Annotated in this window: 15 protein-coding genes; 7 read left to right on the top strand and 8 right to left on the bottom strand. The window is 41.3% G+C overall.

The genetic code is table 11. The features are described 5' to 3' along the window. The 4 genes from HG263_RS10060 to pgi all read right to left on the bottom strand — a co-directional run bounded on the left by HG263_RS10060 (position 1) and on the right by pgi (position 7,400). Entirely contained in the window at positions 1–2,583 is a 2,583-nt protein-coding gene (locus HG263_RS10060; protein ID WP_171625949.1) for a TonB-dependent receptor, read from the bottom strand. Positions 2,584–3,231: 648 nt separating this feature from the next. Continuing rightward, on the bottom strand, positions 3,232–3,939 hold the full coding sequence (gene pgl, locus HG263_RS10055) for a 6-phosphogluconolactonase (protein WP_171625948.1): 708 nt from the start codon (positions 3,937–3,939) through the stop codon (positions 3,232–3,234). Then, entirely contained in the window at positions 3,939–5,411 is a 1,473-nt protein-coding gene (gene zwf, locus HG263_RS10050; RefSeq protein WP_171625947.1) for a glucose-6-phosphate dehydrogenase, read from the bottom strand. Before zwf ends, pgl begins: the two co-directional genes overlap by 1 nt. Positions 5,412–5,762: 351 nt before the next feature. After that, complete coding sequence (pgi, locus tag HG263_RS10045) at positions 5,763–7,400, bottom strand: glucose-6-phosphate isomerase (protein WP_171625946.1); 1,638 nt, start codon at positions 7,398–7,400, stop codon at positions 5,763–5,765. Between the two features lie 299 nt (positions 7,401–7,699). Here pgi and HG263_RS10040 point away from each other — a divergent pair, with 299 nt between their 5' ends. Next, positions 7,700–8,731: a LacI family DNA-binding transcriptional regulator gene (locus HG263_RS10040; RefSeq protein ID WP_171625945.1), complete on the top strand. Its 1,032-nt coding sequence runs from the start codon at positions 7,700–7,702 to the stop codon at positions 8,729–8,731. 8 nt (positions 8,732–8,739) lie between these two features. On the opposite strand, the gene HG263_RS10035 is transcribed toward HG263_RS10040, so the two are convergent. Together HG263_RS10035 and HG263_RS10030 are read right to left on the bottom strand one after the other, a co-directional pair. After that, entirely contained in the window at positions 8,740–9,825 is a 1,086-nt protein-coding gene (locus tag HG263_RS10035) for an AI-2E family transporter (protein ID WP_171625944.1), read from the bottom strand. Further along, the gene (locus HG263_RS10030) at positions 9,818–10,051 is read right to left on the bottom strand and encodes a hypothetical protein (protein WP_171625943.1); all 234 of its coding nucleotides are present in this window, start codon (positions 10,049–10,051) and stop codon (positions 9,818–9,820) included. Before HG263_RS10030 ends, HG263_RS10035 begins: the two co-directional genes overlap by 8 nt. 144 nt (positions 10,052–10,195) lie before the next feature. On the opposite strand from HG263_RS10030, the gene HG263_RS10025 reads away from it, so the two are divergent. Genes HG263_RS10025 through HG263_RS10005 form a run of 5 tightly spaced genes read left to right on the top strand, consistent with a single transcriptional unit; the run spans position 10,196 to position 13,701 of the window. Then, complete coding sequence (locus tag HG263_RS10025) at positions 10,196–10,861, top strand: hypothetical protein (RefSeq protein ID WP_171625942.1); 666 nt, start codon at positions 10,196–10,198, stop codon at positions 10,859–10,861. 1 nt (position 10,862) lies between these two features. After that, on the top strand, positions 10,863–12,317 hold the full coding sequence (gene bepA, locus HG263_RS10020) for a beta-barrel assembly-enhancing protease (protein ID WP_171625941.1): 1,455 nt from the start codon (positions 10,863–10,865) through the stop codon (positions 12,315–12,317). A gap of 48 nt (positions 12,318–12,365) precedes the next feature. Beyond that, positions 12,366–12,713: an arsenate reductase (glutaredoxin) gene (gene arsC / locus HG263_RS10015; RefSeq protein ID WP_171625940.1), complete on the top strand. Its 348-nt coding sequence runs from the start codon at positions 12,366–12,368 to the stop codon at positions 12,711–12,713. Beyond that, entirely contained in the window at positions 12,713–13,264 is a 552-nt protein-coding gene (gene wrbA / locus HG263_RS10010) for an NAD(P)H:quinone oxidoreductase (protein WP_171625939.1), read from the top strand. The genes arsC and wrbA overlap by 1 nt, the downstream gene beginning before the upstream one ends. Continuing rightward, positions 13,261–13,701 carry a DUF2069 domain-containing protein gene (locus HG263_RS10005; protein WP_171625938.1) on the top strand — a complete coding sequence of 147 codons (441 nt, stop codon included), beginning with the start codon at positions 13,261–13,263 and terminating at the stop codon, positions 13,699–13,701. Before wrbA ends, HG263_RS10005 begins: the two co-directional genes overlap by 4 nt. Positions 13,702–13,722: 21 nt before the next feature. On the opposite strand, the gene HG263_RS10000 is transcribed toward HG263_RS10005, so the two are convergent. Next, on the bottom strand, positions 13,723–15,057 hold the full coding sequence (locus tag HG263_RS10000) for an ankyrin repeat domain-containing protein (protein WP_171625937.1): 1,335 nt from the start codon (positions 15,055–15,057) through the stop codon (positions 13,723–13,725). Between the two features lie 241 nt (positions 15,058–15,298). On the opposite strand from HG263_RS10000, the gene HG263_RS09995 reads away from it, so the two are divergent. Further along, on the top strand, positions 15,299–15,478 hold the full coding sequence (locus HG263_RS09995; protein WP_171625936.1) for a DUF2897 family protein: 180 nt from the start codon (positions 15,299–15,301) through the stop codon (positions 15,476–15,478). Positions 15,479–15,516: 38 nt separating this feature from the next. Here the strand turns inward: HG263_RS09995 and HG263_RS09990 are convergent, their stop codons facing one another. Then, positions 15,517–16,890 (bottom strand): YjiH family protein, encoded by a 1,374-nt coding sequence (locus tag HG263_RS09990; protein WP_171625935.1) that lies wholly within the window; start codon positions 16,888–16,890, stop codon positions 15,517–15,519. Positions 16,891–16,892: the final 2 nt, after the last annotated feature.

The following is a 16,892-nucleotide window of genomic DNA, read 5'->3' as shown; positions in this document are numbered from 1 at the left end:
TTAAAAGCGGTAAGACGCTTTTAACGAGTAACGTGAGCCATTGTCCGTTACTACACGAAGGGTATTTAAACCACCACCGAAACGTTGGTACGTGATCTCGTTAGTTAGGTTCACACCCTCAAGAGATACATCAAAGTTCTCAGTTGCATGCCATGTGAATGACGCATCTAAGAATGATTGCGAATCAAATGAGTCATTACCATTACCTAACGCAGTACCTTCAGCGAAAAATTCATCGCGAGATGTATACGCTAAACGCGCTGTAAACATGTCACTCTCATAGTAACCTGTCAGGTTAAACGCATTACGTGATGAACCTGGTAATTGAATGTCTTTGCCGTCATCAGTTTGACCTGTTGCATCAACGTAGGTGTAGTTAAATAACGCACCAAAACCATTACCAAAGTTAGTCTGCCACTGGAATTCTGCACCTTCAATCTTACCACCACGACCTTGGTCAGGAATACTTACTTCGTAGTTACCAGGCACAGGTACTGTCGTAAGGTTCTCATCTACTTTAATAGTCGTAATGAATGATGCTACGTCTTTGTTAAATAGTGCAAATGAAACAAGCGAGTTACCATCGTAGTACCACTCTAAACCGATGTCCATTTGTGTTGCACGGAACGGTTCAATTGCAGGGTTACCACGTGATGCTTGTAAACGACCACTTGCCGGAACCGTATCAGGTAGACCGCTATAACCACCAGCTAACTGAGAGTAACCGGCACGCGTCATCACTTTAGCAGCTGACATACGAAGAATAACATCTTCTTGAAGATCAAGCGCTAAGTTAAAGCTTGGTAGCCAGTCAGAGTAGTCACCCTTGAATACATCTTTACCTGTAAACAAGCCATTGTATGCTTGAGACTCAGTATCAGTCTGTACGTAACGAACACCAATGTTACCGCGGTAGCTGTCGCCACTAAAGTTACCTTGCGCATACAGTGCTAACACTTTTTCTTCAACAGTATTCCAGTCCTTTTCTTGGAAATCCCAAGACTGAACATTTGAGTTCAAGTAGTTCCAGTATTTTCTACCGTTTAGTTTGGTATAAGAAGTTGGTGTACCACCCGTTACTACTTCATTAAAGTCAGTTAAGTTACCATCAGCGAAGTCAGCGATAGTACCCAAAGCGGCGATTGCACCGTCTTTAAACGTTGGCGCATAAGCTTCGGCAGTAAACTCGTGGTTACGTACTTTAATACCTGCTTCAAACTGAGAAATCGCACCCCAATCAACATCTAAATCTAGGTCGATTTGAGCATATGTTTCTTCATCTTCCAACTCAACTTTTGACAGTGAAGCACCCTGATTTGCTTGCCATGAAGTGTCAGTCAAAGACACACCGTTTGGCACCATAACCATTGAATTAGCTAAGTCCATATCGATATCAACAGTAATGCCGTTAGTACCATCTACAGGTTGACCCCAAAGACCATTCGCATTACCACCATTACCACCGTCAGCCCAAGTTTTACCGATAGCGCCAGACAGTTTATAGTTTTCACCCATATAAGAAGCGGTGAAGTCTACAACGTTGCTCTTCATCACTGCGTTACGTGTGTTAGTATCCTGAGCAAGCCAACCTGCTTCAGTCACAGTACCTTTAAGGTAACGACGGTTTCCTTCAACATCACCCGCACCAGCGTCAAGCAAAGTATAACGACCTGACCCATTAACGTAACTTGTACCATTAATAGTTAAGAAGTTTTGGTTTGTATTAAATGCGTCAAGTTCAGTACGGAGGAAGTGTGCACCAAGCTCCAGCTCGTCACTAGGCGCATATTGAAATGTTACGTCAAGCGCTGTGCGTTCACGGTCTTGATCAAAACCAGCGATACCAGATGCTGACCAGCCTTCTTCCCAGTAGTTCTCTGATTTACGAGCACGACCGATTTGCTCTAGCTGAGATGCCATAACAAGGACACCAAACGTTTCAGAATCGTTTTTCCAGCTCGCTAAACCAGTCGCACCAAAGCCTGTTTCATCAGCTAATGAGTTTTGATTTGCTTCAACCGAGCCAAAGAAAGTGTTTGCATCTAGCTCAAGTGGTTTGCGTGTTCTCATTACAACCGTACCACCAACACCACCTTCATCAATTGAGGCAACAGGTGACTTGTAAACTTCTAAGCCTGCAATCATTTCTGATGGCATTAAATCCATGTTAAAGCTACGGCGGTTAGCTGCTTGTGAGAACCAGCCTGTAGACGCTACAAACTGACCATTCAGTTGCACTTGAGTTAACGTTGGGTCTACACCACGGATAGAAACTTCTGAACCTTCACCGACGAAGCCACGGTTGATTGACACACCCGCTACACGCTGTAGTGATTCTGCGATGTTTTTGTCTGGAAACTTACCAATATCCTCTGCAGAGACAGAGTCAACAACCGCATTGGCAAAGCGCTTTGTATTTAATGCTGCTTCAAGTGAACGGCGGATACCACGCACTTCAATTACTTCAACATCTTCTTTTACTTGGTTATTTTCAGCAGCAACTGCTACGCCTGATATACCTGCACTTAGTACAAGACCGACGTTAACTGCTAGTAAGCTTTTTTTAAAATTATTAGCTAACACAGGATTCCCCTTGAATCATTTTGTTGGAATTTTAAATCACTTCTGCCCAGTGATGATGACAACGCTGTCATCTAATAACAAACCATACACCGTAAATTACAAATTCGCTACATGTTTTTTATTGAATTAATCAAAAAATATTCAACAATAAACATAACCAATTGATTTTAATCATATTGCATGAGGACTTGATATGCTTTGTTACAAAATTACTAGTAAATATAACATACAGAAATTTATTTTGGGGACAAAATGCGTTCTGTAAGAATAAAATGAAAGGATTTTCAAAGAAACTATAACAAAAATACATAAATGCGTACAAAACAAAAACTTTGGCAGAAGTATTCAAGGAAGATAATACGCAAAATGACAACGCTGTCATTATAGAATTTCATGTAACCGGTGTCTACATATATAGTCGTTTTTAGGCCTATTTTTGACTTTGGAAAGCATTATTCAGCTGGTAAACTCTAAGGTATATAGGCTTTGTTAGAGCCAAACACTCACGTTAAGTACTATTTAGGGTTGTATTACTATTGAATTAGATGGTGTTACGAGAGAGTCAAAACAAGAATAGCGATGTTAGTAAAAAACAGCAAAGCACACCATTATCGAACGAAGCTAGGGGTGCTTTGCTTTATCACTGTTTTATGGGCACCAAAATACGATTAAATCTATTTCAGGGTGATTCATAACAGCGCGAAGTGGAATATCATACTCAGAGCCAGCTTGTTTTGCCTGCTCATATACCGCTTTTTTCTCATCACCACTAATCAAAAGTACTACCTGTTTGGAATTGGCAATGCCGCTTAAAGTTAAGGTCATGCGCTCAGTAATGCTTCCCGTCACTTCGCTTTGCTTAGCATTAATTGCACAAACAACGTCTGACGTATTTAACCCATGCTCTAAGCCATCTGCATGAGGAAACAATGACGCAGTATGTCCATCAGGTCCCATTCCTAAGATAGTCACATCCGCTTGACCAAGTGCTTTATAGGCCAGCTCACATTCTACTTGTCCAGCAATGGCTGTTTGTGCAGAATTTTTCATAGTGACAAACCGTGCTTTTGATGCATGGTTTTGCAGTAACGTACTCTTAATGAAGGCTTCGTTCGATTTTTCGTGGTTTGCATCAACCCAGCGTTCATCAACCATTGCCACTGATATTTTATCCCACGCAAGTGGTAAACCCGATAAATGCTTATAAGCAGGGGCAGGTGAAGAACCACCTGACACCAACAACACTGCACTGCCCTTTTCTTCAATTCCTGCCACTAACTTAGATTCAAGTAGGGCTGATAGTTGTGCGGTCAGTTCTTCTTTAGAGTCAAAAAAATGCTCTGTAAGGTTTGCCATTATGCTTTTTCTCCCACATTAAACCATACGTGATTGTTCTCTTGAAGTAGCTCGTCAGCATCAGCTGGCCCCCAAGAACCCGCGCGATACAACGCAGGAGTACCCTTTTGTTGCCAACGCTCAATAATTGGGTCAATCCACTGCCATGCTTGACGCACTTCATCACGGTGAATAAAGAGTGCTGGGTTATTTGCAGCAGCATCCAACATCAAACGTTTATACGCATCCGAATGAAAACTTGAGCCATATTGCTCACTCAGTTCGATATTCAAAGTAACTGGTTGTAATTCCATATTTAAGTTATCCATGCGCTTTGACATAAGTGTCAGCTGGATAGTTTCTTCTGGTTGCAGACGAATGACCAAACGGTTTGGTTGAATGGGACCTACAGATTCATCATACACATTGTGAGATACCGGTTTGTATTCCACGACAATTTCTGCGCAACGCTTTTTCATACGCTTACCCGTTCGCAAGTAAAACGGTACGCCGGCCCAGCGCCAATTATCAATATGAGCGCGAATTGCGACAAATGTCTCAGTTGTACTTGAGCCCTCACCTAACTCTTCCAAGTACCCAGGAACGAGTTTGCCATTTAAGTCGCCTGGTACATATTGACCACGAACAATATTTGCGTCTACTTGCTCATCTATCAACGGTCGCAATGCTTCCAATACCTTGAGCTTTTCGGCACGAATTCTATTTGCATTAAGCTTGTGCGGTGATTCCATTGCCACTAAGCATAGCAATTGCAGTAAATGGTTTTGTACCATATCTCGCAGTGCACCAGCTTTGTCATAAAATCCTGCGCGTGACTCCAACCCAACAGTCTCAGAAATGCTGATTTGAATATTGTCTATAGACTTTGCATCCCACAGGTTTTCGAATAAGACGTTTGAAAATCTCAACGCCATAAGGTTTTGAACCGTTTCTTTACCTAAATAATGGTCGATTCGGAAAATTTGTTCTTCAGTGAAGTACTGTGCGATCTTAGCGTTAATTTCTTCTGCGGATTCACCACAATAGCCAATTGGTTTTTCAACCACGACTCTTGAAGTATCAGTAATGAGCTTTTTCGAAGATAAAATTTCACAACAAGTACCATAAACAGCTGGCGGTAATGATAAGTAGAATACTCTAGATTTATCTAAAGCATCTTGCTCTAGAAGTGTTCTTAATTCATCCCAGTGACCATCCGGCTCAGTAACATTAATTACCACAGGCACTAAGAAAGCTGAAAACGCTTTCCAATCTCGGTTATTAAACTCACCTTCACCTAAAAAAGACTTTAATGCTTGCTGTGCTGTTTCGATATATTCTTGTTTTTTACTTTCTTCACGAACAGTCGGCAAGATTCGAGAGCCTTCAGGTAAATTACCTTCTTGATATGCGCGATACATCGCAGGCAATAGCTTGCGTAATGCTAAATCTCCGCCCCCACCAAAAATTACAATATCAAAAGGATTAAGCATAAATTACTCTCTACAAGGTTAAGCACAGCTAAACAGTTCCTGTTCACTGACTGTGCATTTATTGTTAATGTCTGGTCACGCCATATTCCTAGCCTACCAGACGCTGCTTTTCAGCAGTATTGAATTCGATTGTAACAGTTCAACGACAAAGTGAGACGGTAATTTTTTCTTGCAAATTACCTTTACGAGGTTGGCTCTAAGAAGATGTACTAGCCAGAAAATGAGTCTTAGGGGCACTGTAATTCCTCTCACAAAAATACAGGCCCTAAGAACTCCAGCGCTACCCGTTCAAAGGTATTTTTTCACGTTGAGTGAACTGGTTGTCTTTCAAAAAAGACGAATTTTTTCCAATTATCGATTATTTTTATAATAAGCAATTAAGCCTGCCGTTGAACTATCATGAGGGTGATTAACCCCTTGCTGTGTAAGCTCAGCTTCTATCGCGGATGCCAGCCCTTTACCCAGTTCAACACCCCATTGATCAAAGGAGCAGATCTGCAAAATAATTCCCTGACAGAATATCTTATGCTCATACAAAGCAATCAAGCGTCCAACTGACTTGGCATCTACAACATCTAATAAAATTGACGTTGTTGGCCTATTACCCTGATGAATTTTATGAGCAACTAAACTTTCAATTTCTTGTTCTGTTTTACCTTTCGCTTGTAAGTCAGAACGAACTTGTTGTTCATCTACTCCCGCCATCATAGCTTCTGTTTGTGCAAAGAAGTTTGACAACAGAATATCATGATGCTTGTCTACCTTAACCTGAGGTTGTACCGAGGCAATGAAATCTGCTGGTACAATATTATTGCCTTGATGGAGATACTGATAAAATGCATGTTGGCCGTTAATCCCCGTCATTCCCCAAATTAGCGGTACGGTGGTGTACGGTACAATTTGACCATCAAAAGTAACATGCTTTCCGTTACTTTCCATTTCACCTTGTTGTAAGTATGCAGGCAACATATGTAACGCTTGATCATACGGTAGAATTGCCTGAGCAGTGTGCCCCAAAAAGCTGGTATTCCATACACTCAATAACGCCATAATCAATGGAATATTTTGTTCCGGCGACGCATTTTTGAAGTGTTCATCTACTTCAAATGCCCCCTCAAGCACTTCAACAAATTTGTCAAAGCCTAAGTACAAAGCAATCGGCAAACCAATTGCGCTCCATAATGAGAATCGGCCGCCGACCCAATCCCACATGGTAAATACATTTTCATCCGCAATACCGAACTCGCGTGTTTTTTCTAAATTTGTGCTGACTGCTACAAAGTGCTTTGCAATAGCTTCTTTTTCTGCGTGTTCCAAAAACCACTTAACGGCTGAACGCGCATTGGTCATGGTCTCTGATGTGGTGAAGGTCTTTGATGAAATAACAAAAAGCGTTGTTTGTGGGTCTAGATCATTTAAAACACCCGCTAATTGCACGCCATCTACGTTGGATACATAATGTACATTCAATGTATCATCAGCATAATTTGCTAATGCCTCAGTGACCATTTGTGGCCCAAGGTTTGAACCGCCAACACCAATTGCCACCACATTTTTAACAGTTTTACCAGAGTAGCCAAGCCACTTACCACTGCGGACTCGATCGGTAAATTGCCTAATTTTCTCAAGCTCGTCATTAACCAATGGCATGACGTCTGAATCGTCAACAAAAATCGGTGTATTACTTCTATTTCTAAGCGCAACATGTAGAACAGCTCTATCTTCAGTGAAGTTAATCTTTTCTCCACTGAACATTTTGTTGCGCCAAGATGCGATATCAACCTGCTCTGCTAGCGATATGAGTTGCGAAAAGCTTTCATCATCAATCAATTGCTTCGAGTAATCGAACAAAACCCCCTGAATTTGGCAAGAAAACTTCGCAAAACGCGATGGGTCTTGTGCAAACAAGGTTTTTAATTGTTGTTGCTTTAATTTTGCTGCAGATTGCTCTAACGCCTGCCAACTCGACAACTCACGACGGCAACTCATACTCATCCCCTAACATAACATGAAGCTTGCAATGCAGTTTACGTACTGATTATGCAAGCAAAAGACTATTTTCAACGCCTACCTTAAGCTACAATGACAACGCTGTCAATTTTCTTATTTTCAATTTTACAATGTGGATAATAACGCAATTTTATACTTTTGACACCGGTATCATTCATTTATTTGTGATATTTATACTGCTATTTTTGATTTAGATTAGATAGACTAAGCTACTCACATGATCATTTAATGAATTTTGAGCAAGTTACAAAAGCTCACGCACATAAAAGAATAAAAAAATGAAAGTCACCATAAACGATGTCGCTAAGTTAGCCGGTGTATCAATGAAAACCGTCTCACGGGTGATCAATAAAGAACCCTCCGTTCGCAAAAAAACTTATGACTTGGTAATGAGTGCAGTAAATGAGTTGAATTATCAGCCTAATATCGCTGCGCGAAACCTCGCTGGCACTTCTTCCTTTGCTATCGGACTTGTTTATGACAACCCAAATGCCTATTACGTAATTGATATGCAAAATGGCGTTCTCTCTAGATGCAAAGAAGAAGGTTACGAACTTGTCATTCACCCTTGTAGTTATCTTGATACTAATATGCAGGATGAATTCAAAACAATGATTAAGCGCTCACGTTTAGCTGGCCTTGTTTTGACTCCCCCGTTATCCGAGCAGCAAAGTATCATAGAAATGCTCGATGAAATGGGCGTACAGTACGTACGTCTATTATCAGGCCGAGACACGGATATCACCGAGCGTAACAATTGTATCTTAGTCAACGACTTTGCAGCTGCCTATGAGATTACCGAGCATTTGCTGTCTTTGGGACATACGCGTATTGCCTTTGTGCTGGGCGACAAAGAACATAAATCTACCTCAGAACGTTTGGCTGGTTACCACCAAGCCCTTAGGGATCATAATATCGAGCCTTCAGATAAACTCATTTATGAAGGTAGCTACTCTTTTGAATCTGGCGTAAATGGTGCGAAAGAATTACTAAAAGATGGCAACCCAAATAATATTACTGCCATCTTGGGAGGTAACGATGAGGTAGCGGCGGGAGCCCTATTCGCGGCAAGGTTAATGAATATTGATATCCCTGCAGAATTATCAATCACAGGCTTCGAAGACTCTCCCTTCTCAAGACAGACTTGGCCTAAGTTAACCACTGCACATCAAGCTAACGATGTTATATCCGAACACGCTGCTAGATTATTGTTTAGTAAAGCGCGAGGCTCAAGAAAACACGATAAAGACATTATTACGACATTTACCCCAAGCCTAGTGGTACGAGAAAGTACCGGTCCAGCTCAATAAAAAAGGCACTATAAAGTGCCTTTTTCAACCTCGCTATGGTCATCTACTCGCTGAGTTGACCAAGCATTGACGAGCGCTTTAACTAACGATGCCAATGGAATGGCAAAAAACACACCCCAAAAGCCCCACAAGCCACCAAAAAATAACACAGCAACTATGATATAGACGGGGTTTAAATCTACAGCCTCAGAAAACAGTAACGGTACTAACACGTTGCCATCGAGCGCCTGAATAACACCATAGACAATCACAACTGTCCAAAACTGAGCTTCTACTCCAAATTGGAACATTGCAACAGCTGCTACAGGGATAGTCACTAATGCAGCGCCAACAAAGGGAATTAAAACCGATAGGCCAACCAACGCACCTAACAATGCAGAATAGCGTAAATCAAGAATAGAAAAGGCAACAAAACTAACACTACCAACAACCCCTATTTCGAGCACTTTACCGCGAATATAGTTCATGATTTGATGATCCATCTCTGACCATACTTGTGTGATAAGACGACGCTCTTTTGGGATCATTGCCTCTATTCCACGTGTTAAGATCACTTTGTCTTTGAGCATGAAAAATACCAGCAATGGTACAAGTATCAAATATATTAACCATGCCACTGCATCTTTAAGTGATGTCAAAGAGATAGATACCAACACCTGACCAAGCTCAATCACTTTTGCTTCAACGCTTGATACCAAAACTTTTACTTGCTCAGCAGAAATCAAAGTAGGATATTTCTCAGGTAAATGTAATAAAAACGCTTTCCCTTGCTCTATCATATGTGGGCTTTCTTGCAACAAATTACTTGTTTGTTGCCAAAGCACAGGCACAATACCCAGTAGCATTGCAAGACATAGTCCCACAAAAAGTAAAATCACTAACGTTGTTGCCAGTGTTCTATTAGGTATAAATTTTTGAAGTCGACTTACTGGCCAATCGAGTAAATAAGCAATGACCAAAGCAATTAGCACTGGGACAACAAAAGGCCCAAAGAAATACAACATCGCTACAGATGCAATAAGCATCAGTAGCAAAGTAACAGAGTGTGGATCAGAAAACTTATTTTGGTACCAAGCTTTTACAATATCAAACATGGTCGATGCTTACCTCTAAAAATGGCTCTGTGCCTTGATGGTGTGAATAGGTAAATTTGTGCTGCTCAAGGTAACGTACTATATCACCAATATCTTGCTCTCGAAGATAATAAAATTGTACTTTTTCAGCTTGTTGCTGCTGAGCTTGTTTTAATTGCCATTTGAATTGAACGAAAAACTGCGGACACTGATAAAGTGATAAGTCCATTTTTAGCGCTGTCGCCATACGTTTTAAGCCTCTGGTCGGATGTTCAAGCAATATTCACATGGTAGCATTAAGGTAAAGTAACTTAAAAGCCAGATCCTATGGCTTGAACTCGCGCAATGGTTTATCCTTTTAGATAGAGAAAAATTCGGAGTACGGCTTGTCATGCCTAAAGCAAATAGTAAGGCTAGTTTGCCTGCCAACCCTACACTCAAAGAGATCAATTGGTATAAAAAGCAGATAAACTGGGGGGAACTACCTCCTTTTTATCACATGGTTGCATCTTCAATTGGTGAAACAGAAGGGATACTGCACCACGGATTTGATAATGCAGTTAAAAGAGTACTGCATAAACCCAACTGGAATTTACAACTATTAGGTGGTTATGAAGATGAGCACGGTGTTATTCATTGCGAAGAAAAACCAAAAGTAGCGCTTCATCAAGTTTTCACCGATAGAGGGTTTGAGCTGTGGGCTTTCCCCTACGCAAAAAATGTCAAAGTTGACCGCTACATGAAAGACAACAGTCTGATCGGGTTCAATATTTGGGACCCTCATAGCATGAAAACTCTGATCCGAATTAACCAGTTGCATAAGTTTATTGGCTTCTACTTCGAGCGTGGCGACACTGCAGACAAAGCACTTATTTTGCATGCACACAAGGCGGTCCACAAAGTTATTGCTTTTTTACAAGCACAACTGAACATTGTCTCTATTGATGGGGTCACAATAAAGGACTTTTATTTAATGTGTGAAAAAGATGCCCGTACCAGCAGTGATGAGCTTGATCTCGCAAGGCTTAAGTACGGTGATGATGTCAAAAAGGAATAATATGCGATTAACCACTCTAGCCCATGCCGTTGTAGGGTCGATTCTGCTTATAGCAAGTCATACCAGTCATGGACAAAGTGCTATAAAACTACCAGATTTAGGCACATCCGCACTGCAAGTTTTACCGCTTGAAAAAGAGCAAGCCATTGGCGAAGTGATGATGATGCAGATCAGAAGTCAACTTCCTTTAGTGCAAGACCCTGTCCTCGACGAATATTTAACAAGTTTGGGCAATAAGCTTGTAGCCAATGCCAATGATGTACGTTTTGGATTTTCATTCTTTTGGATAGATAATCAAGCTATCAATGCATTTGCCTTTTATGGCGGGCATGTTGGCGTACATACAGGATTAATCGCGCAAGCTGACAACGAATCTCAGCTTGCCTCTGTACTTGGTCACGAAGTAGCACACGTAACACAACGTCACCTAGCTAGGCGTATGCAGCAAGCCAAAGACAATAGTGCCCTTACGTTAGCAGGTATGATTGCAGGCATACTCACCACGATTGTAGCCCCAGACGCAGGCATGGCCATTATTTCCGCTAACTCAACACAATCTCAGTTAAACCAATTATCACATAGTAGAAAAGCTGAACAAGAAGCTGACCGCTTTGGTATGCAAACACTGTATGAAGCAGGATTTGACCCCTCGCAATCTAGTGAATTTCTGACAAAGCTCGCAGCACAAGTACGTTACCAGACAAAACCCCCCGCTTTTTTACTTACGCACCCATTACCGGAGTCACGCATTTCGGATGTTCGTCTAAGAGCACAACAATTTGCACCACGCTACGTCCCTGCTAGCTTAAAATTTGAATTAGCAAAGAGTCGTGTGCTAGCGCGTTACCATTTTGAAAGCCAACATGCGCAGAGTTTTTTTGAAAATCAGCTACGCCTAAAAGCCACCGAGATGAGTAAACAAGCTTTAGAATACGGTTTAGCACTTAGCTTGCTGGACCAAGGCAAATTGGAACAGTCGCAGGCTTTACTTGATAAACTGCTAGAGCAAGATGAAAACAATCTTTTTTATTTAGATGCATACACTGATCTGTTAATTGCACAAAAACAGCCAGAACAAGCCACTAAGCTGCTACAGCTAAAACACGAGTTTCGTCCAAATAATCAGGTTATTACGCTAAATTTAGCAAATGCGGCTATCGAAGCAAAACAGCTGGATAAAGCGGAAAAACTATTAAAATTATTTTTACTAGAGAAACCAGAACATGCTCTGGCTAAAGACTTGTTAACTAAGGTTTATAAGGAGCAAGGTGACAAAGCAGCTTATCATGAAATGCATGCAAGTTTACTTGCCCAGTACGGCGCTTACATCAAAGCTGCAGATGAAATACAGCGCGCTTTGAACCACACCAATAAACAAGAATCTGTAAAAGAAGCAAGACTTAAAGCACTGCTGAGCCAATACCGGCAGATGCAAAAAGAACTCGCTAAGCTTTAAGTCGCAAGTTACATCTATTAAAATAAGCAAAAATTTTTAGGAATGGATATGTCAGTTACAATTTACCATAATCCGCGCTGCTCAAAATCTCGCGAAACTCTTGCCTTACTCGAAGCACAAGGAGTAAATGCTCAAGTGGTTGAATACTTAAAAAACCCGATGAGTTTAGAGACTCTTGATAAATTAATTCAACAACTTGGCTTTGACTCAGCCCATCAGTTAGTGAGAAGCAAAGAAACACTTTACAAAGAGCTTGGGCTCAGTAAAGAAACCGAAGAGTCTACGCTTCGCCAAGCAATGATTGCTAATCCTAAACTTATCGAACGGCCCATCGTAGTTAATCAACAAAAAGCTGCAATAGGTCGTCCACCTGAATCTGTGTTGAACATCCTTTAATGGTTAATATTGTTGTTCTTTATCACTCAAGCCATGGTTCTGTCGAAGCCATGGCGCATGAAATTGGTGATACTATTGAATCTCATGGTGCAGATGTAAAGCTCAGAACATTCGAGAAAAAAAATGAGTTTGATCAAATCATTAGTAAACAAGACCTTATTGAGTGCGATGCGCTAGCGTTTGGCACACCAACCCGCTTTGGCATGATGGCAGCGCAAGCTAAAACGTTTTGGGAAACCACCAGTGACTTGTGGTTAAAAGGCCAACTCATAGATAAACCTGCCTGCGTTTTTTCATCTTCAAGCAGTATGCACGGTGGCAATGAAGCAACACTACTGAACTTATCATTACCGTTGTTGCACCACGGTATGATGTTACTTGGCGTTCCTTATGATGTGCCTGAGTTACTAAACACAACGTCGGGTGGAACACCTTATGGTGCCAGCCACGTAGCCGGAAAAAACAACTCAAACCAATTAAGTGAGTGCGAAAAACGGATTTGCCGTGCAGTTGGTACCCGACTATTTAACATTGCAAGTAAATTAAAATGACAAAACCTAGTAAAAAGCCCATAACTTTAACCTACCAACGACTCGCGTTGTTTGGCTATATTGGTCTGTTAATTCTGATGCCTACGTGGCTATTTATACTCGCGCCACGCGAAGGCTACAGTAATGGCTTTGTATTCGCCGTATACATTTTGCCTTTACTGCTCCCCTTAAAAGGGATCATCCAAGACAAACCCTATACATACGCTTGGGCGAACTTTATCGTTATGATCTATTTCATTCATAGCCTTAGCTTGCTTTGGGTCTCACCTGAGGAAATTATTTGGGTGGCGCTGGAGCTCATTTTTGCCACCGCTATGTTCGTCGGTTGCACTTATTATGCCCGTCATAGGGGACAGGAACTGGGATTAAAAATTCGTAAGTTAAAGGATGAACTTGCCGAAGAAAAAGCCGCTCACAATAGTGAGAAAAAAGACTGATATGTTTATGCTGCGAGAGATTTAACCTCGCAGCAAAGTACTCAATATTAATAATGCAAATAATACTTGAGCGCTAACACTAAACCAACTCAAAGCACTGAGACCTTTTAAAGACCATGGGTGGCTCATATTAGGATAAAGCTGTCCACGCCTAACCCATCGCGCAAACCAAAATAGAAGTACCCCTACCCCTGTTGCTCCCCAAACAAGCAGTGACTTGTCTGCAACTTGCTCACTAAAAAACAGCGCAAGTTGCACAGGTAATAACAGACTAACCAATGCATACAAAAAATGCACCTGCTTGATTTTTACTAGCTTTCCTTGTTCAGACAACTCTTTGATACCATGTTGCTCGAGCGTTTTTTTTGCAACGACCAAAGACAATTTCATCGCCAACCGATACGGGCTTTGCCCTAAACTATCCGGTTTGGTAGCCTCAACACCCTGATTCATTATCAAGTCAATCATACTGGCCAAGTTAGACTTCACAGCAAAATGCATCAACGTCTGGCCTTGCTCATCTATTTCGTTTACATCATGATTGGGAAGGAGCTTTTCAACAACGTTCACAAATCCTTTTTCTACCGCCCACATTAAAGCCGTTCTACCTTGCGCATCTCGCTCAGAGCCTTTAGCTCCCTGAGCTAGCAAATTCATCAACTTAGGTTGTTTCACATCATCTGACATAACTTGATTTAATAATGCCTGCTCAAGTAACTGCTCTATCTGTGCTTTATCGTCATAAACAAGTTCTAATAAATGATAAAATTCACCGCTGTCTTGCAGCAGTTTATCGGTTGCCATTTGCGCGGTCTTGTCAGGTTCGCTAATACAGGTTGCAATATGTTGTTCTATCGCAACCTTAAAATCTTTTTGCTCCCACATTCTACACGTTTCTAATGCCGTTAATTTCATGCCTGATTCCAGGCACCAATTAAACACTTGGTCGTACTTCAACGATACTAATAAGTCAAAGAAGTTGGGGGACGCAACAGCGTCTTTTTGCAGCATGAGATCACTGTATTGAGAGACGCGCTTTAACAACATAATAGTCAGTTCTTCTCGCGTCATGCCTGACTGTTCAATATGGGCAAATAATTGCTGAGTGTAGGACTGCTGTTGTTCGTCATATTCATCAATATGCTGAAAGTAACATGACTCAAACGGCTCAAGCGGTTTCAGCCATTGTAGGTAAAACAACGGTGGCAAAACGGTTGTCTCTACACCTTGTTCATCTTTACTCGTCTTACAATTTGGCCAAGACTCTAATGCATCCAATATAAATGCACCATTTTGCTCTATTAATCCACGCAGCAACAACGGGTACTGAGATGGCCAAATTAAAACATGTTCCATGAGCAAGTTTTCACCTTTTACAAAACCAAATTTACTGTCTTTGTCAGACTAAGTGCCAAAGCCTGACTGTTGGGTGAATGATACCAATATAGCGTTAAAAATGCTTAATTAAATCTCACACAATTGACAGATAAATTGTCAGTAAAGAAGCAAAACCTCTACAATGCAGTACAACACTTCAGTTTGTATTGTTTATAAGTTAAAAAGATACAAACACTGTAAATATGAAACGAGGGGCATCATGCTGGAGCAATTAGAAACTTGGCATATCATTTTGATCATTGCCACCGTGCTTGCGGTAGTTTGGAGTAACATTGCATTACTCAAATACTCAGCCAAATTCGATATAAAAGGCAAGATTGATAAACAAACTAAGCCAACTGAGCATACAGTTCAAAGAAAAGATAAAGACGTGGAATGAGCGTAAATTCATCCCACGCATAAATTAAATCGTATTAATTAACCCACCAGCCAGTGCGCCATTAGTGCGATCACCGGCAATGTCACTAGTGTACGCAATATAAAAATAACAAACAGCTCAAATAAATTGACTGGTATTTTGCTGCCTAGTAACAGAGCGCCAACCTCAGACATATATATTAGCTGTGTCACACTCATTGCGGCAACAATAAAGCGCGTTACGTCACTTTCAATATTACTGGCTGCCAAGATAGAAGGTATAAACATATCGGCAAAACCCACAACGATGGTTTGCGCAGCTTGTGCAGCTTCAGGTACTTGCAATAGCTCTAGGTACGGCACAAAAGGTGTGCCTAACACCTGAAAGATAGAGGTATGTTCAGCCACTATCAACGCCATTGTCCCAACAGCCATAACAACAGGTAAAACCGCAAACAACATATCCAGCGCATTGTGAACGCCCTCTTGCACTGTTCCTTTTACTCCTGGTGCCTTCTGCGCTTTCAACAAAGCGACGTCTAAAGCATGTTTAAACAGAGTTTTACCCTCTGGTACAGCTTCTGCCTCAGCATCAACCTCAGTACCATCAACATAAACATCTTTTTTAAATCTCAGAGGAGGTAAACGAGGGACAATAATCGCAGCAACGAATCCAGCAAGACACACGGTCAAATAGAATGGGGCAAATAAATGTTCTAGTTTAACCTGACCAATGACCACTAAGCAGAAAGTAATTGATACAGCGGAGAAGGTCGTGCCAATAATAGCGGCTTCTTTTTGTGTGTAATATTTATCTTCATACTGTCTTGCTGTCATCAAAATTCCCACGCTGCCATCACCAAGCCAAGAAGCTACGCAGTTAACAGCACTACGGCCCGGGACACCAAATAATGGACGCATTACTTTAGTCAGCAAGGTTCCCACTAATTCAAGTAATCCAAAGTTAAGCAAAAGAGGTAGCAGCAATCCAGCTAAAATGAATACCGAAAAAAGCACAGGGAGTAAATCATTTAGAACCAACGCACCGGTATGACTGGAGTTGATCATATCAGGACCAACTTTAAAATAAGTCATTAAAATAAACACCATGCCAGTGACGCGTGTTACTAGCCAAATCCAGCTGACTTCAAACAAATAGCGGACCAATTCAATTTTCATCAATGGTGCAGGCTTAAACAGTGTAACCAAAAGGCTCATTACTCCTGTTGTACAAATGATAGCGAGGATCAAAGTATCAACATATGGACCAACAACCCCTTGCAACGCTTTTGCCATCACAGCAATGGGAATGGTCATCGCCTCTCCAATAGCAACGGGTGTCATGAATAAAAAAACACCGATTAAAGAGGGGACAATAAATGCAAAAAGCGTACGCCAATCTAGCGCCGCAGTACGACTTGTTTGTGTTGTCATTA

It is taken from the genome of Pseudoalteromonas caenipelagi (assembly GCF_013140855.1).
GTDB classification, from domain to species: domain Bacteria; phylum Pseudomonadota; class Gammaproteobacteria; order Enterobacterales; family Alteromonadaceae; genus Pseudoalteromonas; species Pseudoalteromonas caenipelagi.
This window is presented reverse-complemented; position numbering and strand designations above follow the sequence as displayed.